At 66.1% G+C, this 22,921-nt stretch carries 22 protein-coding genes; 14 read left to right on the top strand and 8 right to left on the bottom strand.

The genetic code is table 11. The features are described 5' to 3' along the window. Positions 1-89 precede the first annotated feature (89 nt). From ASG43_RS05585 to ASG43_RS05570, 4 genes are read left to right on the top strand one after another with little or no spacing between them, the layout of a single operon-like run. A complete protein-coding gene (locus ASG43_RS05585; protein WP_056501515.1) occupies positions 90-1,196 on the top strand; it encodes an inositol-3-phosphate synthase in 1,107 nt (368 codons plus the stop codon). Then, positions 1,193-1,783, top strand: coding sequence for a histidine phosphatase family protein (locus ASG43_RS05580; RefSeq protein WP_056501513.1), 591 nt, complete (start codon positions 1,193-1,195; stop codon positions 1,781-1,783). The genes ASG43_RS05585 and ASG43_RS05580 overlap by 4 nt, the downstream gene beginning before the upstream one ends. After that, a complete protein-coding gene (locus ASG43_RS05575; RefSeq protein ID WP_056501510.1) occupies positions 1,780-2,574 on the top strand; it encodes a TIGR04290 family methyltransferase in 795 nt (264 codons plus the stop codon). Before ASG43_RS05580 ends, ASG43_RS05575 begins: the two co-directional genes overlap by 4 nt. After that, complete coding sequence (locus ASG43_RS05570) at positions 2,571-3,527, top strand: glycosyl hydrolase (protein WP_056501507.1); 957 nt, start codon at positions 2,571-2,573, stop codon at positions 3,525-3,527. Before ASG43_RS05575 ends, ASG43_RS05570 begins: the two co-directional genes overlap by 4 nt. A gap of 97 nt (positions 3,528-3,624) precedes the next feature. Here the strand turns inward: ASG43_RS05570 and ASG43_RS05565 are convergent, their stop codons facing one another. Next, the gene (locus ASG43_RS05565) at positions 3,625-4,605 is read right to left on the bottom strand and encodes a zinc-binding dehydrogenase (RefSeq protein ID WP_056501504.1); all 981 of its coding nucleotides are present in this window, start codon (positions 4,603-4,605) and stop codon (positions 3,625-3,627) included. 371 nt (positions 4,606-4,976) lie between these two features. On the opposite strand from ASG43_RS05565, the gene ASG43_RS05560 reads away from it, so the two are divergent. Continuing rightward, positions 4,977-6,272 (top strand): efflux RND transporter periplasmic adaptor subunit, encoded by a 1,296-nt coding sequence (locus ASG43_RS05560; RefSeq protein WP_056501502.1) that lies wholly within the window; start codon positions 4,977-4,979, stop codon positions 6,270-6,272. A gap of 3 nt (positions 6,273-6,275) precedes the next feature. Beyond that, positions 6,276-9,419, top strand: a complete 3,144-nt coding sequence (locus tag ASG43_RS05555; RefSeq protein WP_056501499.1) for an efflux RND transporter permease subunit — start codon at positions 6,276-6,278, stop codon at positions 9,417-9,419. 86 nt (positions 9,420-9,505) lie between these two features. Here the strand turns inward: ASG43_RS05555 and ASG43_RS05550 are convergent, their stop codons facing one another. The 3 genes from ASG43_RS05550 to ASG43_RS05540 form a co-directional block, all read right to left on the bottom strand. Beyond that, the gene (locus ASG43_RS05550; RefSeq protein WP_156386493.1) at positions 9,506-9,757 is read right to left on the bottom strand and encodes a hypothetical protein; all 252 of its coding nucleotides are present in this window, start codon (positions 9,755-9,757) and stop codon (positions 9,506-9,508) included. Between the two features lie 233 nt (positions 9,758-9,990). Further along, complete coding sequence (locus ASG43_RS05545; RefSeq protein ID WP_056501494.1) at positions 9,991-10,251, bottom strand: hypothetical protein; 261 nt, start codon at positions 10,249-10,251, stop codon at positions 9,991-9,993. Positions 10,252-10,347: 96 nt separating this feature from the next. Beyond that, on the bottom strand, positions 10,348-11,274 hold the full coding sequence (locus tag ASG43_RS05540; RefSeq protein WP_056501492.1) for a dimethylarginine dimethylaminohydrolase family protein: 927 nt from the start codon (positions 11,272-11,274) through the stop codon (positions 10,348-10,350). A 133-nt stretch (positions 11,275-11,407) separates the two neighbouring features. On the opposite strand from ASG43_RS05540, the gene ASG43_RS05535 reads away from it, so the two are divergent. From ASG43_RS05535 to ASG43_RS05505, 7 genes are all read left to right on the top strand, one after another. Then, positions 11,408-12,310, top strand: coding sequence for a LysR substrate-binding domain-containing protein (locus ASG43_RS05535; RefSeq protein WP_056501489.1), 903 nt, complete (start codon positions 11,408-11,410; stop codon positions 12,308-12,310). Positions 12,311-12,441: 131 nt separating this feature from the next. Continuing rightward, entirely contained in the window at positions 12,442-13,542 is a 1,101-nt protein-coding gene (locus ASG43_RS05530; RefSeq protein ID WP_056501596.1) for an ABC transporter ATP-binding protein, read from the top strand. A gap of 68 nt (positions 13,543-13,610) precedes the next feature. Beyond that, a complete protein-coding gene (locus ASG43_RS05525; protein WP_056501484.1) occupies positions 13,611-14,729 on the top strand; it encodes an ABC transporter substrate-binding protein in 1,119 nt (372 codons plus the stop codon). A 10-nt stretch (positions 14,730-14,739) separates the two neighbouring features. After that, positions 14,740-15,579, top strand: a complete 840-nt coding sequence (locus ASG43_RS05520; protein WP_056501481.1) for an ABC transporter permease — start codon at positions 14,740-14,742, stop codon at positions 15,577-15,579. Then, on the top strand, positions 15,576-16,376 hold the full coding sequence (locus tag ASG43_RS05515; protein WP_056501479.1) for an ABC transporter permease: 801 nt from the start codon (positions 15,576-15,578) through the stop codon (positions 16,374-16,376). The genes ASG43_RS05520 and ASG43_RS05515 overlap by 4 nt, the downstream gene beginning before the upstream one ends. A gap of 41 nt (positions 16,377-16,417) precedes the next feature. Further along, positions 16,418-17,416: a fatty acid desaturase gene (locus tag ASG43_RS05510; RefSeq protein ID WP_056501476.1), complete on the top strand. Its 999-nt coding sequence runs from the start codon at positions 16,418-16,420 to the stop codon at positions 17,414-17,416. Then, complete coding sequence (locus ASG43_RS05505) at positions 17,413-18,252, top strand: TIM barrel protein (RefSeq protein WP_056501472.1); 840 nt, start codon at positions 17,413-17,415, stop codon at positions 18,250-18,252. The genes ASG43_RS05510 and ASG43_RS05505 overlap by 4 nt, the downstream gene beginning before the upstream one ends. Before the next feature lie 254 nt (positions 18,253-18,506). On the opposite strand, the gene ASG43_RS05500 is transcribed toward ASG43_RS05505, so the two are convergent. The 4 genes from ASG43_RS05500 to ASG43_RS05485 form a co-directional block, all read right to left on the bottom strand. After that, positions 18,507-19,556: an Atu2307/SP_0267 family LLM class monooxygenase gene (locus tag ASG43_RS05500; protein ID WP_056501469.1), complete on the bottom strand. Its 1,050-nt coding sequence runs from the start codon at positions 19,554-19,556 to the stop codon at positions 18,507-18,509. 116 nt (positions 19,557-19,672) lie between these two features. Further along, on the bottom strand, positions 19,673-20,281 hold the full coding sequence (locus ASG43_RS05495; RefSeq protein WP_056501465.1) for an FMN-dependent NADH-azoreductase: 609 nt from the start codon (positions 20,279-20,281) through the stop codon (positions 19,673-19,675). Between the two features lie 205 nt (positions 20,282-20,486). Beyond that, positions 20,487-21,251 carry an SDR family oxidoreductase gene (locus ASG43_RS05490; protein ID WP_056501463.1) on the bottom strand — a complete coding sequence of 255 codons (765 nt, stop codon included), beginning with the start codon at positions 21,249-21,251 and terminating at the stop codon, positions 20,487-20,489. A gap of 83 nt (positions 21,252-21,334) precedes the next feature. Continuing rightward, positions 21,335-21,772 (bottom strand): nuclear transport factor 2 family protein, encoded by a 438-nt coding sequence (locus tag ASG43_RS05485; protein ID WP_056501595.1) that lies wholly within the window; start codon positions 21,770-21,772, stop codon positions 21,335-21,337. Between the two features lie 197 nt (positions 21,773-21,969). On the opposite strand from ASG43_RS05485, the gene ASG43_RS05480 reads away from it, so the two are divergent. After that, positions 21,970-22,878, top strand: a complete 909-nt coding sequence (locus ASG43_RS05480; RefSeq protein ID WP_056501459.1) for a LysR family transcriptional regulator — start codon at positions 21,970-21,972, stop codon at positions 22,876-22,878. Positions 22,879-22,921: the final 43 nt, after the last annotated feature.

Raw genomic sequence — 22,921 nt, 5'->3', positions numbered from 1 at the left:
ACGTGTTTTGCTGGCAAGTTGATCTCCGACCGCTGCTTCTACATAGATGCTGAGATTGCGATATCTTCCATCGCTGAAAGGAACCAGTGATGAGCAGAGACAAAGTGCGCGTTGGCCTTGTCGGTGTCGGCAACTGCGCCTCGTCCTTCGTGCAGGGGCTGGCCCATTACGCGACGGCGACGGGCAACAATGCGCTGCCGCCCGGGCTGATGCATGTCGACCTCGGCGGATACCAGATCGCGGACGTCGAGATCGCGTCGGCCTTCGACATCCACGCGGCGAAGGTCGGGCGCGACGTCTCGGAGGCCATCTTCGCCGGTCCGAACAACACGATCCGCTTCGCGGCTCCCCCGTCTTGCGGCGTTTCGGTCTCGCGCGGCCCGACGCTCGACGGGATCGGCCGCTTCATGGAGGAGGACATCGCGGAATCCGACGTGCCCGTGGCGGACGTGGCGCGGACATTGCGCGACAGCGGCACGAAGGTTCTCGTTTCCTATCTCCCCGTCGGCTCGGAAGCCGCCACGCGCTTCTATGCCGAAGCCGCCCTCGAAGCCGGCTGCGCCTTCGTGAACTGCATCCCCGTCTTCATCGCTTCCGACCCGATCTGGGCGTCCCGTTTCGCCGATGCGGGGCTTCCCATCATCGGCGACGACATCAAGAGCCAGGTCGGCGCGACGATCGTCCATCGCGTCCTCGCCAATCTCATGCGCGAGCGAGGCGTCCGGATCGACCGCACCTACCAGCTGAACTTCGGCGGCAATGCCGATTTCAAGAACATGCTGGAGCGCGATCGCCTGACGTCGAAAAAGATCTCGAAGACCCAGGCCGTGACCAGCCAGTTCGACGTGCCGCTCGCAGCCGACGACGTTCATGTCGGTCCCAGTGACCATGTTCCCTGGCTCGGCGACCGCAAATGGGCTCACATTCGGCTGGAAGGCACCACGTTCGGCGACGTGCCGCTCTCGATGGAGCTGAAGCTCGAAGTCTGGGACAGTCCGAACAGCGCCGGCGTCGTCATCGACGCGGTCCGCTGTGCCCAGCTCGCGCTCGACCGCGGCGTCTCCGGCGCGCTCGTCGGGCCATCGAGCTGGCTGATGAAATCGCCGCCGGAGCAGTTCACCGACGAGGAAGCGCGCGAACGCACCGAAGCCTTCATCGCGGGAACGGATCGAGCCAAGACGCGCCTCGCCTCGTGACGCTGATCCATTTCGTCCGTCACGGCGTCCACGACCAGTTGCAGGGACGTCTCTGCGGGCGGACGCCGGGCATCCTCATGGGCCCAGCAGGTCTTGCCCAAGCCCGTCGTCTGGCGGAGCGCTTTGAGCGAGCCGACATCGACGCGGTGGTCTCGAGTCCGCTGGAACGCACGATCCAGACCGCAGAGCCGATCGCGGCAGCCTGCGGCGTGCCCCTCGCGATCGAGCCGGCCCTGATCGAGATCGACTTCGGATCCTGGACCGGCGCGCGCTTCGACGACCTCGATCCCGACGAGCACTGGCGTGGCTGGAATGCCGGGCGGGACCAGGTTCGCGCGCCCGGCGGCGAAACCATGCTCGAGGTCCAGCAGAGGATCGCCCGATGGCTCGAGGACCTTCCCCGTCGCGGCGCGCGGACGCTCGTGGCGGTCAGCCATGCCGACGTGATCAAGGCGGCGGTCGCCTTCGCGCTCGGTCTGTCGCTGCGCGATCACGACCGTTTCGAGATCGCGCCCGCCTCCATCACGGTACTCCGCGTGGAGCCCGGATCCGCGCGCCTCGTCAGCCTGAACGGAGATTGTTCATGACGGAACGAACCAACGACGAGATCCGCAGACGGATCGCCGAACTGGGAGACTGGTTCCACAACATGGATCTGAAAGGCGTCCGAACGGCGCCGAACCATTTCCTTTATGACTATCCTGCCAATAAGTTCAGTCGTTTTTCTCATGCCTTGCCAGAGGATCTGAGCGGACGTAGCGTTCTCGATATCGGCTGCAATGCCGGTTTCTATTCCATCGAGATGAAGCGACGCGGCGCGGACCGCGTTCTCGCGATCGACACCGACGAGCGCTATCTGGCGCAGGCTCGCTTCGCGGCGGAGGTCGAAGCGGCCGACATCGAATTTCGAAACCTATCGGTCTACGACCTCGGTCGCCTTGGCGAGCGTTTCGATCTCGTGATCTTCATGGGCGTGCTCTACCACCTGCGCCATCCGCTGCTGGCGCTGGACCTCGTCCACGAACATGTCGCGGGCGACCTCCTCCTGTTCCAGTCGATGCAGCGCGGTTCGGACGCCGTTCATCCCGTCCGTGCCGATTACGATTTCGCCGACGTCGCCCATTTCGACGAGCCGGGCTATCCGAAGCTCCACTTCATCGAGCACCAGTATGCGCACGACTGGACGAACTGGTGGGCGCCGAATGCCGCCTGCAGCGCCGCCATGCTGCGCAGCGCCGGGTTCGAGATCCTCGATCATCCGGAGAGCGAGGTCTTCCTGTGCCGGCGCGGGACCCGTCCGACCGAGGCAGGTCCGGTCTACCCTGCGCGGGGACATTCCTCCGACGAGCATCAGTTCCAAAACGGAGCCCCCCGATGATCGAAGCCGTCAAGATCTGGAACGAGCCGAACAACAAATCGCACTGGGATCCGCTGCTGGATCCGGAATGGGACCTCTTCGCCGACATGACGCGTCGGGCGGGCGGCGCCATCCGCGCCATCAATCCGGATCTCACGAGGGTGCTCGGCGGGATGTCGCCGATCGATCCCTTCTTCATCCGGCGGTTGGAGGCCAAGGGCGCTCTCGAGGAGATCGACGTCGTGGCCGTCCACGGCTTTCCGCTCGACTGGAACCTCTGGGCGATCGACGAATGGCCGGCCAAGATCGAGGAGATCAAGGCGGTGACGCAGAAGCCCGTCTGGGTGACGGAGGTCGGCGTCTCCTCGTTCGGATCGGAGGAGGTCCAGGCCTGGGGCGTCGAGAAGACCGCAAAACTCCTCATCGGCAAGGCGCCGCGCATCCACTGGTATAGCCTCTACGACCTGCCGAAGACCTGGGAGGCGACCACGCGCCATCGCGAGGCGGAGGGCTCTTCCTATTACCGGCATTTCCACATGGGGCTTCTGCGCGAGGACGGCTCGCCCAAGCCCTCGCTTGAGGCCTATGCGCCCTATGCCGCGCAGATGGGTCTCTGCCAGTGGTTCCACTTCGGGGACCACCGGCTGGACGGGGCCGTCGACTGGATGCGGCAGCTCGGCGTGCGTCACGTGCGCACCGGCCTGTCCTGGGCCGATCGCTTCCGCGACGGCGCCCTCGACTGGTTCGACCGCCAGATGGAGGCCCTTGCGCCGTTCGACACGACCGTCACCTTCTGCTTCACGCCGGAACATCGTGGGCTTCAACCCCACCACACCAGCCCGCCCGAGGTCGCGGAGGAATTCGCGTCCTTCTGCGCGGAAATGGTCGCCCGCTACGCGCCGGGCCGGGCCCTCGCCGGGACAGGCGAAGGGAGCCGGGCCCGCGAGGAGACGATGCCGCTCGAAGGCGTCTAAAACCCCCACCAGGGAGGAGAGGTGAGCCGGAATGAGGGCGGGCTCCCTCCTTCGGCCTTGTCGACACATCCGCGGGGGGCAGAGGGCGTTGCGCCGACTAGAAGCGGATGAGCGCCTTCAGGAAGCCGTCAGGACGGTCGCGCGTGTCGTTCAGCGCGTCGGCGAGCCGCTCCAGCGGATAGGAGTGGGTGAAGAGGCCCGACGGATCGAGACGGCCGGTCGAGACGGCCTCGACGGCCGTCCGGATGCCGTCGACATAGACCGCCGGGTCGCGCTCGTGGGCGTTGACGACGTCGAGCCCGCGCCAGTTCCAGAGCTGCATGTTCACCTGTCGCGGCCCGTCCTGATGGTAGCCCGCGATGATCAGGCGGCCGCGTTCGGCGGTCAGTTCCGCCGCGAGGTCGAGCGGCCATTGCTGGCCGACCGCTTCGATCACGCGCTGGCAGAAGCGGCCGGCGGTCCGTTCGCGGACGCGTTCGATGATCGCATGGTGATCCTCCATCAGGATCGACTCGGACGCTCCCATGGCGCGCGCGACCTCGAGCGAGAAAGGCCGGCGTGAAATCGCGACGACCTGCGCACCCGCCGCCGAGACGAGGCGCGTCAGGAGGGCACCGAGGAAGCCGATGCCGATGACGGCGACCGTCTGCCCGTCTTCGATGCCGCTGCGCTTCAGGATGTTCATCGCGCATCCGAGCGGCTCGCCCGGAAAGCAGCGCCCGTCGAGCGCGGCCGGCAGCGGCACCACGGACGCGGCATCGCCGACGTCGTATTCCGCGTAGCTCTTGTAGAAGAGCGCGGACACCCGGCGGCCCAGCAGGTCTTCCGAAACGCCCTCGCCCACCGCATCGACCATGCCCCAGCCTTCGTGGCCAAGGCCGCCCGGTTCGGTCGGAAAGCGCATCCAGTCGGGACCCGACCAAGGCGTGAGGTTGGAGGCGCAGACGCCGCAGCCTTCGAGCCGCACACGCACCTCCCCGGCCCCCGGCACCGGACGGGGAACCTGCGTCACCTCGACACGCCCCGGCCCGGTCACGACCGCCGCCCGCATGCTCTCGTCCTTCAGCGGCGCGACCATGATCCAACCTCTCCCGTTCTTCGATTCCGTCGTCTTGGCGGCACCGCAGCTTCGGCACAAGGCGTCGGCGCAGGGTGTGCCGATCTCTTTCCTTGCCCAGGTAATGGCCCGTCGCTCGATCGCTCGACCGCACACGCTTCGAGTCAAGCCACCAAAGAATCGTGTTTCGAAACGTATCCGCACGGCGCGATCACGAGGCTTTGCGAAGCGGCGGATACACTTCGCCTCACGACGCCTATTTCCTGCCAAACATTTCGCACTGCAAAAGAGCATGTGTTCCCGGGCCGCCGCCGACGTCGTTCCGACGAAGACGACGGCCCTGACGATCACGTCGCCGAGCCCTGTTGACCGCCGCCCACCGGAGTGCCGACATGACCTTCCGTTCCACGCCAGCCGTGATCTCCTGCAGACGCGCCGTCGCCGCCGGTGCGATTTTCGTCCTCGGCCTCGTCGTCAGCGGCTGCAGCGATGCCTCCGGCAAGCCCGAGGCGGCGGCGGCTCCGCAGAAGCCGCCGGAGGCGGGGTTCATCACGGTGAAGGCGCAAGAGGTCACGATCGCGAGCAACATGGCCGGCCGCGTCGTCGCGTTCCAGACCGCCGAGATCCGTCCGCAGGTCAGCGGCATCGTCAAGGAACGCGTCTTCAAGGAAGGCACCAAGGTGACGGCGGGTGACCTCCTCTACCGTCTCGACCCCAGCCTCTACGAGGCCCAGCTCGCGTCCTCCGAAGCCGCGCTGGCCAAGGCTCAGGCGGCGATCCCGACCCTTCAGGCCAAAGCCGAGCGCTATCGCAACCTGTCGTCCAATTCGGTCGTGAGCCAGCAGGACCGAGAGGACGCGCAATCCACCTATCTCCAGGCGGTCGCCGATGTGAAGGTCGCCGAGGCGGAGGTCCAGACCGCGCGGATCAATCTCGGCTATACCGAGATCAAGGCGCCCATCACCGGCGTGATCGGCACGTCGAACGTCAACACGGGGTCCCTCGTGACCGCCAACCAGACGGATGCGCTCGCCACGATCCGCCAGCTCGACCCCGTCTATGTCGACTTGACGGAATCCTCCGGCAATCTCCTGAAGCATCGCGCGGCGCTGGAATCGGGGGCCCTGCGGTCGAGCTTCGGAAACCCGGCCGCGCCGCCGGAGGTCCGGCTGACGCTGACGGACGGCACGCCCTACGACAGGGTCGGCCAGCTCGCGGCCCGCGAGCGTTTCGTCAGCGAGACGACCAGCACCTTCACCGTTCGCTCGCTGTTCGACAATCCGGACATGGACCTGATGCCCGGCATGTACGTTCGCGCCGCATTGCGCATCGGCGTCGACGACAAGGGCCTGCTCCTGCCCCAGCGAGCCGTGAGCCGCAACAACAAGGGCGAGCCTGTCGCCTCCTTCGTGAAGGCGGACGGCACCGCCGAGCAACGCGTGCTGACCGTTGAGTCCGACGTCGGAACGAGCTGGCTGGTGACGGCGGGCGCCGCGGAAGGCGATCGGCTGATCGTCGACGGGTTCCAGAAGGTGCAGATCGGCAAGCCGGTGACGCCCGTGGAGGTGACGCTCGACGAGAACGGCGTCGTGCGCCCGCTCGCGCAACCGGCGAAGGTCGCCGATGCCGGCACGGCAGCCACCGTCGCGCCAACGGCCGCGGCCACCCCGGCGAGCAAGGAGCAGTAGGCGATGGCGCATTTCTTCATCGCCCGTCCGGTCTTCGCCTGGGTGATCGCCATAGCGATCATGCTGGGCGGTCTTCTCGGCCTGTCGCAGCTCTCGATCTCGCGCTATCCGGACATCGCGCCGCCCAACGTTCGCATCAGCGCGACCTATCCCGGCGCCAGTGCCGAAACGCTGGAAAACTCGGTCACGAAGATTGTCGAGCAGAACATGACCGGCCTCGACGGCCTCCTCTACATGGCGTCGAACTCCACCTCGGCCGGCACCGCGCAGATCACGATCACCTTCGAGAACGGCACGGACCCGGACATCGCGCAGGTCCAGGTCCAGAACAAGCTGGCGCAGGTCGAGTCGCAGCTGCCCGAAGCCGTGCGGCAGCAGGGACTGACGGTGACGAAGTCCTCGTCCGGCATCCTGATGGTGGTCGCCCTCACCTCCGAGAACCCGCAATACGCCTCCGTCGATCTCGCCGATCTCGTCTCGACCCAGCTCGAAGACACCATCCGCCGCGTTCCCGGCGTCGGCGACCTCAACATCTTCGGCTCGGGTTACGCGATGCGGATCTGGCTCGATCCGGACAAGCTCGCGCAGTTCCAGCTGACGCCATCCGACGTCACGTCGGCCATCGCGACGCAGAACGTACAGGTGTCGGTCGGCCAGCTCGGCAACCAGCCGGCCGCGTCCGGCACCCAGATGAACTTCACCGTTACGTCGCAGAACCAGCTGCAGACGCCGGACCAGTTCCGCGCCATCATCCTCAAGACCGCGCAGGACGGCGCGCTGGTGACGATCGGCGATGTCGGCCGGGTGGAGATCGGCGCGGAAAGCTACGCGACGAGCGCGCGCTACAACGGACGGCCGGCCGCGGGCTTCGGCGTGAACCTCGCCGCGGGCGCCAATGCCATCGACACGGCCGACGGCGTCCATGCGGCGATCGACTCGCTGAAGGGCTCGCTTCCCGCCGATATCGAGATCACCTATCCGAACGAGACCACGCCCTTCGTGAAGCTCTCGATCGAGAAGGTCGTGCACACGCTCATCGAAGCGGTGATCCTCGTCTTTGTCGTGATGTTCGTCTTCCTGCAGAATTGGCGGGCGACGCTGATCCCGACCATCGCCGTTCCCGTGGTCCTCCTCGGCACGTTCGGCGTGCTCGCGGTCGCGGGCTATTCCATCAACACGCTGACCATGTTCGCCATGGTGCTCGCCATCGGTCTTCTCGTCGACGACGCGATCGTCGTCGTCGAGAATGTCGAGCGCGTGATGGAGGAAGAAGGGCTCGGCCCGCGCGAGGCGACGGAAAAGTCGATGCGCGAGATCACCGGTGCGCTCGTCGGCATCGCGCTCGTCCTCTCCGCCGTCTTCCTGCCGATGGCGTTCTTCGGCGGATCCGTCGGCATCATCTACCAGCAGTTCTCGATCACCATCGTCACCGCGATGCTGCTCTCGGTTCTGGTGGCGGTCGTCCTCACGCCGGCGCTCTGCGCCACGATGCTGAAGCCGACGCACGGACGGCGCAAGAACCGCGTGTTCCGCGCGTTCAACAGCGGCTTCTCCCGCATGACCAACGGCTACGAGCGCACGGTGGGCGGCATCGTCCGACGCCCGCTGCGCATTCTCTCGATCTTCCTCCTCATCTGCGGCGGCACGGCTTGGCTCTTCACCAAGCTCCCCAGTTCCTTCCTGCCGCCGGAAGATCAGGGCGTGCTGATGACGCAGATCGAATTGCCGGTCGGCGCGACGCGCGAGCGCACCATCGCCGTCCTCGAACAGGTCGAGTCCTACTACCTGGAACAGGAAACGGAGACGGTCGAAGGCATCTTCGCGACCGCCGGCTTCAACTTCGGCGGCACGGGACAGAACGTCGCCATGGCCTTCGTCCGCCTGAAGCCGTTCAAGGAGCGGGAGGGCGACGGGCAGGACGCCGCCTCGGTCGCGGGCCGCGCGATGAAGGCGTTTTCCGGAATTCGCGACGCCCGCGTCATCGCCCTCTCTCCGCCGGCACTTCCCGGCATGGGAACGGCCGGCGGTTTCGAGATGTACCTGAAGGACAGCGGCGGGACCGGGCCCAGCGCGCTGGCGGCAGCGGCCCAGCAGCTCATCCAGTCGGCCAATGGCGATGGCGGCCTGTCCGGCGTTCGCCGGAACGGCACGGCGCAACAGCCGCAGCTCGACGTCCGGATCGACCAGGAAATGGCGGGCGCCCTCGGCATCGGCGTCTCCGCGGTCAACGGCGTCCTCAGCAATGCCTGGGCCGGCACCTACGTGAACGACTTCGACAACAACGGTCGCATCAAGCCAGTCTACGTCCAGGGCGACGCGCCGTTCCGCATGCTGCCGAGCGACATCGACCGTTGGTACGTGCGCAACGACACCGGCGAAATGGTGCCCTTCTCCGCCTTCGCACGGACGAGCTGGAAACAGGGCCCCTCCCGCCTGGAGCGCTTCAACGGCGTGTCCGCCGTCAACATCCAGGGATCGGCCGGCGCCGGCACGAGCTCGGGCGAGGCGATGGACCGCATGGAGCAACGCGTCGGCGAACTCGGCAACGGCTACACCGTCGATTGGAGCGGCCTGTCGTTCCAGGAGCGCCTGTCGGGATCGCAGGCAACTTTGCTCTATGCGATCTCGGTTCTCGTGGTCTTCCTCTGTCTCGCGGCCCTCTACGAAAGCTGGACGGTGCCCTTCTCCGTCATCCTCGCGGTTCCGATCGGCGTCTTCGGCGCCTTGACGGCGGCATGGCTGGCCGGCCAGTCCAACGACATCTACTTCAAGGTCGGCCTGCTCACCACGATCGGCCTCGCGGCCAAGAACGCCATCCTGATCGTCGAGTTCGCCCGCGATCTCCAGGCCCAGGGCAAGGGCCTCGTCGAAGCGACCCTGGAAGCGTCGAGGCTCCGCCTGCGCCCCATCCTCATGACGTCGTTCGCCTTCATCCTCGGCGTCCTGCCGCTCGCCATCGCATCGGGCGCCGGCGCCGGCGCGCAGCAGGCGATCGGCATCGGCGTAATGGGCGGCATGATTGCGGCGACGGCGCTCGGCGTGTTCTTCGTGCCGCTGTTCTTCGTCGCCGTCATGAGCCTGACCGCCAAGATCTTCAGCCGCAAAAAGCGCACGGCCGAACCGGCGGCGGAACCTGCGATGTCCTGATCAGGATCGCGATCCGGCACGACGCTGGATCGCGTCCATCCCGATCGCGTCGATCCCATTCGCGTCGAGGACCGGCAGCTAGTGGATCAGTAGGTGTGCGCGGCGATGTAATCGTTGTTTCGGGCGGTGATCGCGTTCTGCTGCCGGATCGCCAATTCCCGGCGCTGTCGCTGCAAGGCCATGCACTCGGCATGAGCGGGCGATTTGTACTCCGTGCCGTAGACCGCGCAATTGTCGAAATCCTGCCGCAGCGCCTGTTCGTGCTGATTGTACGCGGCGACGCAGCCGGCGGCCGAAGCGAGGCCGAGAAGGCCGAGACAAAGAAGCGTCTTGCGCATGATCACTCCGAAACTGCGAGGCCGTCCACGACGAACGGTCGGCCGAACCCGCCACCTGTCGCACGGCGCCACGGCGATTCACCGCCTGACATCGTCACCTCATCTTGCCAGCACTTCGCTCCCGTCGCGAGCGCAAGAATGGGAAGAAGCCGCTGGAGGTCATGCTCGCTCCAGCTTGGGCGATGCCGAGCACCGTCTGTCGGGCGGGCGACGACAGCGCCGGTCGTCGCTCGTCAGCGCAGCGTCGGCGGCAACGGACGCCATTGCGCCAGACCTTCCCGGTCGTTCCGATCGATCGTCGTATAGCGGACATAGCCCGCGCGCTGCCCGCACCACGAGCAGCGCCAGACCCGATCCCTGATGTCCTCCCCCGGTCCGAGGACCGCGCGAAAATCGGCGGCACGGAACGTCACCGTCTTCCCGCACTGGCACCGGATGTAGATCCCGAGCCCCTTGCGGACCCCTTCAGCGAAATTCTTGATGTCCTGCGGCATGCCCCGGCCTCGACTCGTGCGTTGGCACAAAGCAGGAACGAATCCGCTGGGCAAGAGCCGACCGGGAGGTGGCTCGGCCCAACCTGACAGGTTCGATCAGGGCCGACGGCGAAGCGCCTGCGCCATGCAGTGGATTCCGCCGCCGGTCTTCGAGATCTCGCTCATGTCGATCGCCGCGACCTCGAAGCCGAGAGCCTTCAGCCGTGCGACCAGGGTCCGACTCGTGCGCGGCGCGATCACGCGCGATCGGCCGAGCGACATGAAGTTGCAGCCGAGGTCCATCGTGTCGCGGAACGGCACGTCGACGATCTCGTGGCCCTTGCCCTTCAGCCAGTCGACGATGCCGGGCTCGGTGCAATCCAGGCAGACCGCGGTGAGCTTCTCGGCGATGGGCACCACCATCAGGTCGATATGCACGTAATATTCGTCGAAAAAGGCGAGCCGCGTTTCCCAGCCCTCCTTCCGGAACCAGCCTTCCACCTGCCGGGCGCCCTCCTCCTGCGTGCGCGCGCCGCCGCAGCCGATGAGGACGACGCCGTCCTCGATGACGTTGAAGTCGCCGCCTTCGAAGGTTCCGGCCGTCACCATGTCGTAGATCGGGATCCCGAGCCGCTCGTAGCTGCGGATCGCGGCATAGTTCTCCCCCCGTCGCCACCAGTCGGCCATCGCGGTGATGACCGCGCCATAGGGCGTCATCACGCTGGAATCGCGGGCGTAGACCTGCATCGGCAGTTCCGGTTCGGGATGGTGCCAGTGGATCTCGACGCCGAAATGCTCGTAGGCCGCGACCAGCTCCTTGTGCTGCGCCTGGGCGACCTGGATGTTGCAGGGGTTCTCGCGAAGATGCTTGCGCGACAGCGAACTCGTCGCGAGATGGCGAAGATGGACCGGCGAGCCGAGGAGGACGTCCGTCAGCACATCCGTCTCGTTTCGAAACCCCCAGCCGGACAGGCGCTCGGTGCCGCCGTCGGCACGCCGACGCTGCAGCGAGAAGGCGTCGGCAAACGGTTCATGGCGCGTCATGACGTGTCTCCAGGCAAGGCAGCGGGGCAGATTTCGACCTAAGCGGTGAATTTCACTTTGGAAAAGCGATTGTTTTTTGCGTTCGTCGCAAAGTTCCTTCACCCTTGCGGGCGTTCACCGGGAAAATTCGTCCATGCGCGTTCCATCGACCCAGTCCCTCAGGGCGCTCGAAAGCTTCGCGCGTCACGGCAGCGTCTGGCGAGCGGCGGAGGAGCTGAACCTCACCCGGAGCGCGGTCAGTCACCAGCTTCGCGGCCTCGAACGCGATCTCGGCTTCGATCTCCTCCGGCGCGACGGCAAGGGCGTGTCGCTGACACCCCAGGGGCGTCGCTATGCCGGCGACGTGCGCAAGGCCTTGACCCTGATCGGCGACGCCGCCGTCCAGTTCGGCGACCGGGGGATCCGGGGGGCCCTCGCCGTCTCCTGCACGCCGGGTCTGGCCTCCATGTGGCTCTGCATCCACATCGGCGAATTCCTCGAACTCTGCCCGGACGTGACGCTCACCATCGCGACGCCCCAGCGGCTCGACGACGTCTCGAACCCCGAAATGGATGCGTTCATCGCCTTTGGCGACGGTGTCTGGCCGGGTCGATCGGTCGAGCGCCTGGCGGAGGTCGAGTTCACGCCGCTGTGCAGCCCGGTCCTCCTCAACCGCATCGGCGGGATCGCCGAACCCGCCGACGTCTTCCGCACGACGCTCCTGCACCTCGGCAATCACGAGGATTGGACGCGCTGGTTGGCGGCCGCCGCCTATCCCTCGCCGGATGCCGAGACGGGCATCGTCTTCTCCGACATGAACCTCGTTCTGGCAGCCGCGACCGCCGGCCAGGGCATCGCCATGTGCGACGAACTGACCTGCCACAACGCGCTTCAATCGGGTCGTCTCGTGCGCCCGCTCGACCTCTCGATCCGGTCCGCGCGCGCCTATTATCTTGTCGTCGAGCATCACCGCACCGGCAACCCCGCGCTGCTGGCCTTTTCCGATTGGCTGCGCTCCCGACTGGCGCAAAGCACGACAATCCCGCGCGCCGCCTAATCGAGATGCAGACCTGACGCGCCCCGCGCCAGTGCCGTGAAGGAATTTACGCTCTCGATTCGAAAATCCTCATTTGTCGTGAGGGAAAACCGCGCCTATCGTCGGCGAAGCGTCATCGAAAAAGGATGAGCATGCGCAAGCCGGCCGATGTGACAGCTGCGGGGATCGCCAAGCGGTTTGGAACCTTCCAGGCCCTGAAGCGCATCTCGCTGACGATCCAAGGCGGCGAGTTCCTGACGCTGCTCGGCCCATCCGGCTCCGGCAAGACGACGTTCCTGATGATCCTCGCCGGGTTCGAAGCGCCGAGCGAGGGTCGGCTCCTGCGAGATGGGGCCGACATCACCGCGATCTCGGCCGAGGACCGCGCCTTCGGCATGGTCTTCCAGGGCTACGCCCTCTTCCCGCACATGACGGTCGCCCAGAACATCGCCTTTCCCCTCGTGGTGCGCCGACGTCCGCGCGCCGAGATCGCGAGCCGCGTCGCCGCGATGGTGGAGCGCGTCGGTCTTTCCGGACACGAAGCCAAGGTGCCGGCCAAGCTCTCCGGCGGCCAGCAGCAGCGCGTCGCGCTGGCCCGCGCCCTCGTCTTCGAGCCGGCCATGCTGCTTCTCGACGAGCCGTTTTCGGCCCTCGACAAGCACCTGCGCGGCCTGATGCAGGACGAGGTTCGCCGGCTGCACCAGGAATTCGGCACCACCTTCGTCTTCGTCACGCACGACCAGAACGAAGCTTTGTCCCTGTCATCGCGCGTCGCGATCTTCGACCATGGCGAAGTGCTCCAGATCGGAGCGCCGCAGGCCGTCTACGAACGGCCCGAGAATCGGTTCGTCGCGGAATTTCTCGGTGAGATCAACATGCTGCCCCTGAAGGGCGTCGGGCCGGACGGGACCGGTTCCGTCGGGCGGTTCGAGGAGGGCGCGTTGTCGGCGCCCGCCCGCGCCGGCATCGGCTCCGACGCCCTTCTCGCCGTGCGCCCCGAGCATATGCATCTGGCCAACGGTCACATCGCGGATGGCGAGAACGCCCTTTTCGCCCGCGTCACGGCATCGACCTATCTCGGGCCCGCGACGCGTCTGCAACTGGCGACGGCGGGCGGCACACCGCTCACGATCACGCTCCCATCCCCGGACGCCGCCGGGGCCATGCCCGGCGGCCAAGTGCGCATCGCATGGCCGAAGGACAAGGGTTTCCTTCTGCCCGGCACCGAGGGCCCCGCGCCCCCGGCCGCCTGATCCCGAACGACGAGACCGACCGCAAGACGCACCGTTCCACAGATCCTCACGCCCGATGGAGACCGGCCATGAACGAAGCCTTCCAGAAAGACTGCATCGAGATCCTCGCGGCCAAGACGAGGTCGGGCGAGATCAGCCGCCGCCGCTTCACGCAGCTGGCGGCCATGATCCTCGCGGGTGCGCCCGCGCTGCTAAGATCCGGCGGCGCCTTCGCGCAGGAGGTGAAGGATCTCGTCCTCGTCAACTGGGGCGGCGACGCCATCAAGGCCTATGACGAGGCCTATGGGAAGCCGTTCCTCGCCGAAACCGGCATCGCGATCAAGGAGGACGGCACCGGCCCGACGGAAGGCGCGATCATCGCGCAGTTCAAGTCGGGCAAGCCGACCTGGGACGTGGTCGACGCCGATCCGTTCTCGGCCATTTCCCTGGGCAAGCAGGGCATGATGGAAGCGATCGACTATTCCATCGTCGACAAGACCAAGCTCCGCGAGGGCTTCGCCTGGGACCACGCGCCCTCGACCTATTTCTTCTCCTACATCATCGCCTATGACTCCGCCGTCTTCGGCGACCAGGCGCCGACCGGCATGAAGGACTTCTTCGACGTGGAGAAGTTCCCCGGCAAGCGCTCGATGTACAAATGGGGTGCGGCCATGTGGGAGGCGGCCCTCCTTGGCGACGGCGTCGAGCCCGAGAAGCTCTATCCCCTCGACCTGAAGCGCGCCCACGACAAGATCGCGGCCTTCAAGGACAACATCGTGTCCTATTGGGGCGGCGGGGCGGAAAGCCAGCAGGTGCTCCTCAATGGCGACGCCTCCATGGCGCTGATCTGGTCGACCCGCGCATCGATCCTCGAAAAGGATTCCGGCGGGCAGATCAAGTTCATCTGGGACCAGGGCCTGATTTCGCCCGGCGCGCTCGGCGTCATCAAGGGAAATCCCGGCGGCAAGGACAATGCGATGAAGTTCATCGCCTCGACGCAGGATCCGGCGCGGCAGCTCGTCATGTTCGACATGCTCGGCCAGGGCCCGGCCAATCCCGCCGCCGATGCGATGATCCCCGAGGACAAGCGGCGGATCAATCCGATGGACCCCGCCAATGCGGCCAAGCAGGTGGCGCTCGACATGCCCTGGTATGCCGACAATTACGGCAAGGCGCTCGACGACTACACCAAGATCATCTCGGCTTGAGCAACCCGCCATGAACGGACGAACGCCGGCCCGCACCGCTCTTTTCCTCACGGCCCCGCTGCTGGCGTTCCTCCTCGTCGCCTATCTCGTCCCCTTTCTCGGCGTCGCGCGCTGGAGCGTCACCGAACCCGAGCTTGGCCTTGCGCAATACGCCAAGCTCGGTGGAGACCCGCTGGTCCATTCCGTTCTCATGCGCACCTTCCGGATCGGCCTGACCGTGACGGTCCTCTCGGTGCTCGCGGCTTACGCCATCGCTTATGTCTGGGTCCGCGGCACGACCTGGCAGCGACGGATCGCCGAGATCTGCATCCTCATCCCGTTCTGGATCTCGGTCCTGACGCGCGCCTTCGGCTGGCTGGCGCTCCTGTCCAACCGCGGACTTCTCAACACCTGGCTCCAGGCTGCGGGCGTCGTATCCCAGCCGCTTCAGATGACGGGGCAGGAGTTCAGCGTCGTCGTCGGCATGACGCACTTCCTCATTCCCTTCGCCGTCTTCCCGATCGCCTCCTCGATGCGCGGCATCGACGAGCGCGTGCTTCTGGCCGCGCGCGGGATGGGCGCCTCGCGGCTCCGGCTGTTCTGGTCCGTCTTCGCGCCGATGACGCTGCCGGGCATCGCCGGCGCCGGCCTCGTCGTCCTGGTCTTCTCCCTCGGCTTCTTCGTGACCCCCGCCATCCTGGGTGGCGGTCGAAGCGTCATGATGGCCGAACTCGTCTATATCCGGATGTTCCAGAGCCCGGACTGGGGCCTCGGAGCCGCGATCTCCGTGATGATGGTGGCGCTCGTCGGCCTCCTCATGGCAACGCTCTTCCGCTTCGCGCGGCCTGCGCTGGTCGGAGGCGGACGATGACCGCGTCCCGCCCAGGTCCGATCGCCCTTCTCCTCGGCGGGCTCGTCGCGGTCTTCCTCCTGATGCCGCTTCTGGCCGTCGTGCCGATTTCCTTCACGCCCGCGCGCTTCCTGTCCATGCCGAAGGGGGACCTCTCGCTCGTCCACTACCGCGCGCTCCTCGACAATCCGGCCTGGGGTCGAAGCCTCCTCCTCAGCCTGAAGATCGGCATCGTCTCCAGCCTCGTCGCGACAAGCCTCGCAACCGCCTTTTCGCTCGGCATCTGGATGGTAAGGCCGCGCTTCTCCGCCGTCCTCGTCGGCTTCGTGCTCCTGCCGATGATCGTTCCGCCGGTGGTTTCGGCCATGGTGCTCTATTTCCTCCTGACCTTCCTGTCCGGTTTCAGCGAGAGCGTCGGTTACGACACGTGGCTGGGGGTCGTTCTCGCCCATGTCGTGATGATCACGCCCTTCGCCGTCGTGATGATCCTGGTCGCGCTGTCCGGCGTCGACCGGCGGATCGACCTCGCCGCCCGCGGCTTCGGCGCCTCGGTCGCGCGACGAGCCTTCAGCGTGATCCTGCCGAACATCAGGTTCGGCATCCTCACCGCCGCCCTCCTCGCCTTTGTCCTGTCCTGGGAGGAAATCGGCGTCACGCTCTTCGTCACCTCCGTCGACGCGATCACGCTGCCGCGCCTGATGTGGATGGGCGTTCGCGACAACATCGATCCGGCGGTCGCAGCCCTATCGGTCGTGCTCATCGTCGTGACGACCGTCCTTCTTCTCACGCGCATGGCCTTCGAGCGCCGCGAGAGCTGATTCCGCCAACATCTTATCCGAGCGAACGAAAGGGCATTCCGATGGACGAGGTCTTCGGCAGGCGCGACATGATCAGCCCCGCGCAACTGAAAGCATTGAGCGTCAAGTCCGACCGGCGTGGCTGGTTTCAGGTCGGCGGCCATCTCGCAGCGCTCGCCCTCACCGGAACAGCCCTCGCCGCGACCTGGGGCACGATCTGGATGGTGCCGTTCTTCGCGGCGCACGGCGTGCTCCTGAACTTCCTCTATGCCGGCCAGCACGAGCTGTCGCACTGGACGGTCTTCCAGACGAAGAAACTCAACGAAGCCTTTGGTCGCGCATTCGGATTTCTTCTGCTCTACCCCCGCGACTTCGATCAGATCCAGCACTTCGCGCATCACCGCTTCACGCAGGATTGGGATCAGGACGGCGAGCTCGGCCGCCCTCGCTATACGCTCGCCTCCTACCTCCTCTGGGTTTTCGGGCCGACCTACTGGTACACGCGCGTGACGCGCATCCTGCGCTTCACCCTCGGCCAGGTCCGCGAGCACTACATCCCGGACGACCGCAAGGCCGACGTCGTGCGCGAGGGACGCTGGCACATGGCGGCCTATGTGGGCATCGCACTCCTGTCGATCGGGTCGGGCTCCTGGCTGGCCGTCCAGCTCTGGCTCCTTCCCCTCATCGTCATGAAGCCGGTGCACCAGCTGCAGAACACGATCGAGCATCTCGGCCTGCCGCATGTCGACGCGATCACGCAGAACACCCGCACGACCCGCACCAACGCCGTGATGCGCTGGCTCTGCTGGAACATGCAGTACCACACGGCCCATCACGCCTTTCCGGGCGTGCCCTGCTACACCCTGCCGAAGCTCCACGAGACGATCTTCGTGGAGAAGGACCGCAAGCCGCCGTCCATGTCCTATCTCGGGTTCCAATGGGCGGTCGTGAAGGCCTTCTGGAATGGACGCACGGAGGCCGACTATCCCGACGACGCGATCTGGATCTCGGACGACACCGATCTCGAGCCTGTCGGCCCCCGTCCCGCGGCCTCTGCATGAGCGGCAGGCTGCGCGTTTACCAGTCGCTCTGGGCAACGGAACTGCGACGCCCGGGCCATCCCGAGGCTCCGGTCGAGCAGCGTTTCGACGCCGCGCGCGATTACGGCTACGACGGCATGGCGATCGATCTCGGCGCGATGGATCTGGAGACGGCGCGCGGCCTCGTTCCCAACTATGCCCGCACGGGTCTCGGCGGTCTCCTCACCGCCTTTCCCCGCTCGATCGAGGAGCTTCGGCCGGCACTGCACCTGGCCAAGGACATCGGTTCGCCCTTCGTCGTCGTGGTGGGGCAGGTCATGCCCGTCCAGGTCTCGGGCATGATTCCCGTCGTCCGGGAATGGCTGAGAGTGGCATCGGAGGAACAGGTCCCGATTCAGTTCGAAACCCATCGCGCTTCGATCACCAACGACCTCTTCTCGACCCTCCAGCTGATCGACGCCGTCCCGGAGATGCGCCTTGCCGCGGATCTTTCGCATTACGTCGTCGACCGGGAGCCGATGCTGCCGCTCGAGGCCGAGCTGCGCGCGCAATTCTCCCGCATCCTCGCGCGATCCGACAGCTTTCAAGGCCGCGTCGCGACGCGCTGTCAGGTTCAGGTCTCGACGCGCTTCGCCCAGCATAGGCCCTGGCTGGATCTCTTCCTGGACTTTTGGCGCGAGGGCTTCCGCCACTGGAAGACACGGGCCGCTCCCGGCTCGGACTGCATCTTCCTCTGCGAACTCGGGCCTCGTCCCTACGCGATCACCGGCGCGGACGACGAGGAACTCTCCGATCGCACGTTGGACGCGTTGATGCTGCGGTCCGAGGTCGAAGCGATCTGGCGCGACATAACCTGACGAAGACGTGCGGGACGAGGACCTTTCCGGGCCGCGAAAGTCGGCCGAAGCTCCGGCCTGCCGGTGCGGCCGCGCATGCTGCCGATCGAAAAAGCCGCCTCTTTCGCGACAGGCCCGCTCCGGCCGGCTGAAAGGCCAGAGCCTGTTGGAGGCGAAGAGTCTCGACGCGCGGCTCCAAGTCGGATCTGAGCGGATCGAGACGGGTGACCGGAGACCGGAGACCGGAGACCGGAGACCGGAGACCGGAGACCGTCTCAGGCCTTGCCGCGAACCGCCAGCGCCTGTTTCACGGCGGGCGCGACTGTCGTGCCGAGGAGTTCGATCGACGTCTGCATCGCGCCGACCTCCAGCATGGCCGAGCTCATCTGGAAGGTGATGCGGGAGATGCCGCCGAGGGCCTCGTTGGCAGCCAGCACCCGGCTTTGAACGGTGGCCGGACTGCCGATCAGGAAGGCGCCGCCGGGGCCGCACATGGCTTCGAATTGCGCACGCGTGGCCGTCGACCAGCCGCGCTCGCGTCCGATCTCGGTGAACATGTGCGCCCAGCCGGGAAAGAAGGCGTCCTTGGCCGCGGCATCCGTCTCGCCGACGAATCCCATGGCGTGCACGCCCACCCGCAGGGCTTCGGGCGCGTGCCCGGCTCTGCGGCCGGCCTCCCGGTAGAGATCGACCAACGGGCGAAACCGCTCGAAACTCCCGCCGATGATCGCAACCATCAAGGGCAGGCCGAGCGTGCCGGCACGAACGAAGGATTGCGGCGTGCCTCCGACCCCGAGCCAGATCGGAATCGACGCCTGATGGGGCCGCGGAAAGACGCCCTGCCCCGCCAAGGGCGCGCGGAACTTGCCGCGCCAGGTCGGATGCGGCTCGTCCCGCAGCTTCAACAGGAGGTCGAGCTTCTCGGCGAAGAGCGCGTCGTAATCGTGCATGGCGAGACCGAACAGCGGGTAGGCTTCCCCGAAGGAGCCGCGCCCGACGACGATCTCGGCCCGTCCTCGCGCGATGAGGTCGACCGTGGCGAATTCCTGGAAAACGCGCACGGGATCGGCCGCGCTGAGAACCGTGACCGCACTGGTCAGCCGGATCTGCCGGGTCCGCGCCGCAGCCGCGGCCAGGATGACGGCCGGTGCCGAATCGAGGAACTCGCGACGATGATGCTCGCCGATCCCGAACACGTCGAGGCCGACGCGGTCGGCTGTTTCGACCTCGGCGAGAAGGGCTTCCATCCGGTCCGCCGGCGACACTATTCGACCCGTGCGGGGGTCGGGAATGGTGGCGGCGAAACTGTCGATACCGATTTCCATGGTCTGCCTTGCGGTCTCTGGGCCGATCGGACCGTCCGGTCGGGATGGCGTCGAAGGGAATGCGCCGGCTCCACGGGAGCCGGCGCAGGGAGATGACGGACGTCCTTTTCCGGTCGTTACGCGGCGAGCGCGGCAATCTCCGCCTTGGCCTGGGCCACGGCGGTGGCCTTGGCATCTGCGCTGATGTTCAACCCTTCGGCCCGGACGATCGTCACGTCGGTCAGACCGATGAAGGCGAGCACGCCGCGGATGTAGGTTTCCTGGTGCTCCAGTGCCGCAGCCGGCCCCTGCGAGTAGATGCCGCCTCTGGTGGAGGCCAGGAAGACCTTCTTCCCGGTCACGAGACCCTCGGCGCCGTTCGCACCGTATTTGAACGTCCGTCCGGCGACGCAGACACGGTCGACCCAGGCCTTCAACTGAGTCGGGACGGAGAAATTGTACATGGGCACGCCGATGATGATCATGTCGGCGGCGAAGAGTTCGTCGATATAGGCCGCGCCGACCGCGAGATCCTGGCCGAGAGCCGGACTGCCGACCGCACCGCCCTGGAACACGGCCATGTGGGCATCCGAGAGGTGAAGGCCCGCATCCGAGACGAGGTCGCGATAGACGACGGTGGCGCCGGGATGCAGTTCGACCTGTCGGGCGACAATGTCGGCGGTCAGCGACCGGCTCACCGAGTAGCCGCCGAGGATGCTGGAGTCGATGTGAAGGATGTTCGTCATGGCTGCAGTCTCCGACTGTCCCTGACCGGGCACAGCTGCGTTGCGGAAGAAAATTCGCTGGATGAATTTCATCATGCTGTTAGATGACATCCCGATCCCCACGGAAACAGCCGCTGTTTTTCGATGGTTTCCATCGGGTGACCCGATGGACTGCGATGGGTCTGGCGAGGGTTGATCCTGTGCCTCGTCGGCTCGCCGGTCGGCGTCAGAGGAACATGCCGCCCGATGCTTCGATGCGCTGGCCGTTGATCCAGCGATTGTCCTGCGAGAGAAGCGAGGCGATGGCGGGACCGATGTCGTCGGGCAGGCCGACGCGTCCCAGCGCGGTCTGCCCCGCGATCATCTTGTTCAGGCCGGCATTGTCGCGCACCGCGCCACCCCCGAAATCGGTTTCGATGGCGCCGGGCGCGAACGTGTTCACCGCAATGCCGCGGGACCCGAGTTCCTTGGCGAGGTATCGCGTCAGAACCTCGATCCCGCCCTTCATCATGGCGTAAGCGGCATAGCCGGGCAGTGAGAATCGGGTCAGCCCGCTGGACAGGTTCACGATGCGCCCGCCATCCTCCATCATCGGCAGCAAGGCCTGGGTCAGGAAGAACACCCCCTTGAGGTGTACGGACATCAGCTGGTCGAAGTCCGCCTCGCTCGTCGCGGCGAACGGCGCATGAAGACCGATCCCGGCATTGTTCACGAGGATGTCGAATCGATCTCGCGACCAGGTCCGGGCCAAGGCGGCGGACAGCGCCTCGGCGAACGCGGGAAACGTCGAAACCTCGGCCGTGTCGAGAGCGAGGGCGACCGCCCGTCCACCCAGCTCTTCCACCTCGCGCACCACCTGACGCGCCGCATCGTCCTGACGGCGATAGGTGACGACCGCATCGGTACCGCCGCGGGCCAGCGCCAGCGCCGTGCTGCGCCCGAGTCCCCGGCTTCCACCGGTCACGAGCGCGATCTTTCGGTCTCTCGTCATGCGTGTCCTTTCCTTGGGGGGGAGCGTTGCCGGCCGTCCGTCCGACGACCGAAATTTGAAAAACCGTCCGACTGCGATTTCGATCAGGCAGCGCCCGCCGTGGCGGCGAAGCTTCCACCGCTGAGAGCCGCTAGGAACGTCATGGGATCCCAGAACTCGCGGTAGGTGATCATCAGGCCGTCTCGGAACGTCGCGAAGGTCGCATAGCTCATCTCGTACGCATTGCCGTTTGCGATGACGCGGCCCGAGACGCTCCAGTCGGCGACGGCCACGGCCGGGTCCTCGGTCGCATAGATGCGCAGCGTCGGAAGCGACGTGACGTCGATGACATCAGGATAACCGCGCAGATACTCGTAGAGCGCGGCGCGTCCTTCAATGCGCTTGGGAAAACCGTCCGGTGCGAACGGAAACTCGGCGACGACCGTTTCCGCGCAGAGGTCGGTCCAGCCCTTCATGTCCTTGAGAAGAAACCGGTCGAAGCTGCGCCGGAGAAGATCGACGGCGCTCAATGTCGTGGTCATGAAGGTCTCCGTCCGTGCCTGCAGAAGATCGAACGGCCGGTCGGGACACGCCGACAATTCTCTTCTAGAAGTGTTCCCCGCCGCCGCATCGGTGGAATGTCGGGAAGCTCGCTGTGATGACTTAAAGGCTTGCCTAACGTAGAGGAGCCTGTATTCCGCGATGGTATCCATCGGATCGGCCGATAGAAGGAACCGACATGCTGGACGGCGTATCCCTCGACCAACTGCGGACCTTCTCTGCGGCGGCCGAAGAAGGCAGTTTTTCCGCCGCCGCGCGGCGCCTGCGGCGGACGCAATCGGCGGTCAGCGAGATCATGGCCAATCTGGAAGCCCAGCTCGGCGTGCAGCTCTTCGATCGAAGCGGCCGCTACCCGCAGCTGACGAGGGAGGGCACGGTTCTCCTGGCCGACGCACGCTCGGTCGTCGCCGGGGTCGACGGGTTGAAGGCACGTGCCAAGGGCATTTCAGGCGGGCTCGAAGCCGAACTCTCCGCCGTGATCGACGTCTTCTTCCCGATATCCGTCATCGCCGAGGCGTCGCGGGACTTCACGGCCAACTTCCCCCGCACGCCGTTGCGGCTCTATGTCGAGGCGCTCGGCAGCACCTATCTTCCCGTGCTCGACGGGCGCACGAGCTTCGGCATCGTCGGATCTCTGCCGACGGCGCCGCAGGGTCTCGCCTCGGAGCGCATCGCCAGCGTGAACATCGCCATGGTCGCATCCCGCGATCATCCCCTGGCCGCCTTTCCCGGGATCATTCCGAGGGCGGAGCTGGCACGGCACGTCCAGCTCGTGCTGACGGATCGTACCGATCTGACGAAGGGGCGCGAGTTCGGCGTCCTGTCGCCCTCGACATGGCGGCTGGCGGATCTCTTTGCCAAACAAGCCTTTCTCCTCAGCGGTCTGGGATACGGCACCATGCCGTTTCACGTCGTCGCAAGGGATCTCGCGGAGGGCCGGCTCGTCGAACTCAAGGTCGAGGACCTCCCGCCGGAGGCCATGTCGATTGCGATGTTCGCGATCTGGAGAACCGTGGAACCGCCGGGTCCGGCAGGTCGATGGATGATCGAACGGCTGACCCGTTGCCAGGGAGCTGCAGCCCGATAAAAACCCGTTGACAGGACCGAAGGTGTGTCATAGGGTCGGTTAC

The organism is Aureimonas sp. Leaf454, from assembly GCF_001424685.1.
In the GTDB taxonomy this organism is placed as follows: domain Bacteria; phylum Pseudomonadota; class Alphaproteobacteria; order Rhizobiales; family Rhizobiaceae; genus Plantimonas.
Note: the sequence above shows the minus strand (reverse complement) of the source record. Positions and strands in the feature narration are given on the sequence as shown.

Excerpts from the sequence above, each read along its gene's own strand:
- ASG43_RS05525 (WP_056501484.1), top strand. The coding sequence starts at position 13,611 with ATGAACGAAGCCTTCCAGAAAGACTGCATCGAGATCCTCGCGGCCAAG.
- ASG43_RS05510 (WP_056501476.1), top strand. The coding sequence starts at position 16,418 with ATGGACGAGGTCTTCGGCAGGCGCGACATGATCAGCCCCGCGCAACTG.
- ASG43_RS05585 (WP_056501515.1), top strand. The coding sequence starts at position 90 with ATGAGCAGAGACAAAGTGCGCGTTGGCCTTGTCGGTGTCGGCAACTGC.
- ASG43_RS05505 (WP_056501472.1), top strand. The coding sequence starts at position 17,413 with ATGAGCGGCAGGCTGCGCGTTTACCAGTCGCTCTGGGCAACGGAACTG.
- ASG43_RS05530 (WP_056501596.1), top strand. The coding sequence starts at position 12,442 with ATGCGCAAGCCGGCCGATGTGACAGCTGCGGGGATCGCCAAGCGGTTT.
- ASG43_RS05545 (WP_056501494.1), bottom strand. The coding sequence starts at position 10,251 with ATGCCGCAGGACATCAAGAATTTCGCTGAAGGGGTCCGCAAGGGGCTC.
- ASG43_RS05515 (WP_056501479.1), top strand. The coding sequence starts at position 15,576 with ATGACCGCGTCCCGCCCAGGTCCGATCGCCCTTCTCCTCGGCGGGCTC.
- ASG43_RS05565 (WP_056501504.1), bottom strand. The coding sequence starts at position 4,605 with ATGGTCGCGCCGCTGAAGGACGAGAGCATGCGGGCGGCGGTCGTGACC.
- ASG43_RS05560 (WP_056501502.1), top strand. The coding sequence starts at position 4,977 with ATGACCTTCCGTTCCACGCCAGCCGTGATCTCCTGCAGACGCGCCGTC.
- ASG43_RS05495 (WP_056501465.1), bottom strand. The coding sequence starts at position 20,281 with ATGACGAACATCCTTCACATCGACTCCAGCATCCTCGGCGGCTACTCG.
- ASG43_RS05520 (WP_056501481.1), top strand. The coding sequence starts at position 14,740 with ATGAACGGACGAACGCCGGCCCGCACCGCTCTTTTCCTCACGGCCCCG.
- ASG43_RS05575 (WP_056501510.1), top strand. The coding sequence starts at position 1,780 with ATGACGGAACGAACCAACGACGAGATCCGCAGACGGATCGCCGAACTG.
- ASG43_RS05570 (WP_056501507.1), top strand. The coding sequence starts at position 2,571 with ATGATCGAAGCCGTCAAGATCTGGAACGAGCCGAACAACAAATCGCAC.
- ASG43_RS05535 (WP_056501489.1), top strand. The coding sequence starts at position 11,408 with ATGCGCGTTCCATCGACCCAGTCCCTCAGGGCGCTCGAAAGCTTCGCG.
- ASG43_RS05540 (WP_056501492.1), bottom strand. The coding sequence starts at position 11,274 with ATGACGCGCCATGAACCGTTTGCCGACGCCTTCTCGCTGCAGCGTCGG.
- ASG43_RS05485 (WP_056501595.1), bottom strand. The coding sequence starts at position 21,772 with ATGACCACGACATTGAGCGCCGTCGATCTTCTCCGGCGCAGCTTCGAC.
- ASG43_RS05490 (WP_056501463.1), bottom strand. The coding sequence starts at position 21,251 with ATGACGAGAGACCGAAAGATCGCGCTCGTGACCGGTGGAAGCCGGGGA.
- ASG43_RS05550 (WP_156386493.1), bottom strand. The coding sequence starts at position 9,757 with ATGCGCAAGACGCTTCTTTGTCTCGGCCTTCTCGGCCTCGCTTCGGCC.
- ASG43_RS05500 (WP_056501469.1), bottom strand. The coding sequence starts at position 19,556 with ATGGAAATCGGTATCGACAGTTTCGCCGCCACCATTCCCGACCCCCGC.
- ASG43_RS05480 (WP_056501459.1), top strand. The coding sequence starts at position 21,970 with ATGCTGGACGGCGTATCCCTCGACCAACTGCGGACCTTCTCTGCGGCG.
- ASG43_RS05555 (WP_056501499.1), top strand. The coding sequence starts at position 6,276 with ATGGCGCATTTCTTCATCGCCCGTCCGGTCTTCGCCTGGGTGATCGCC.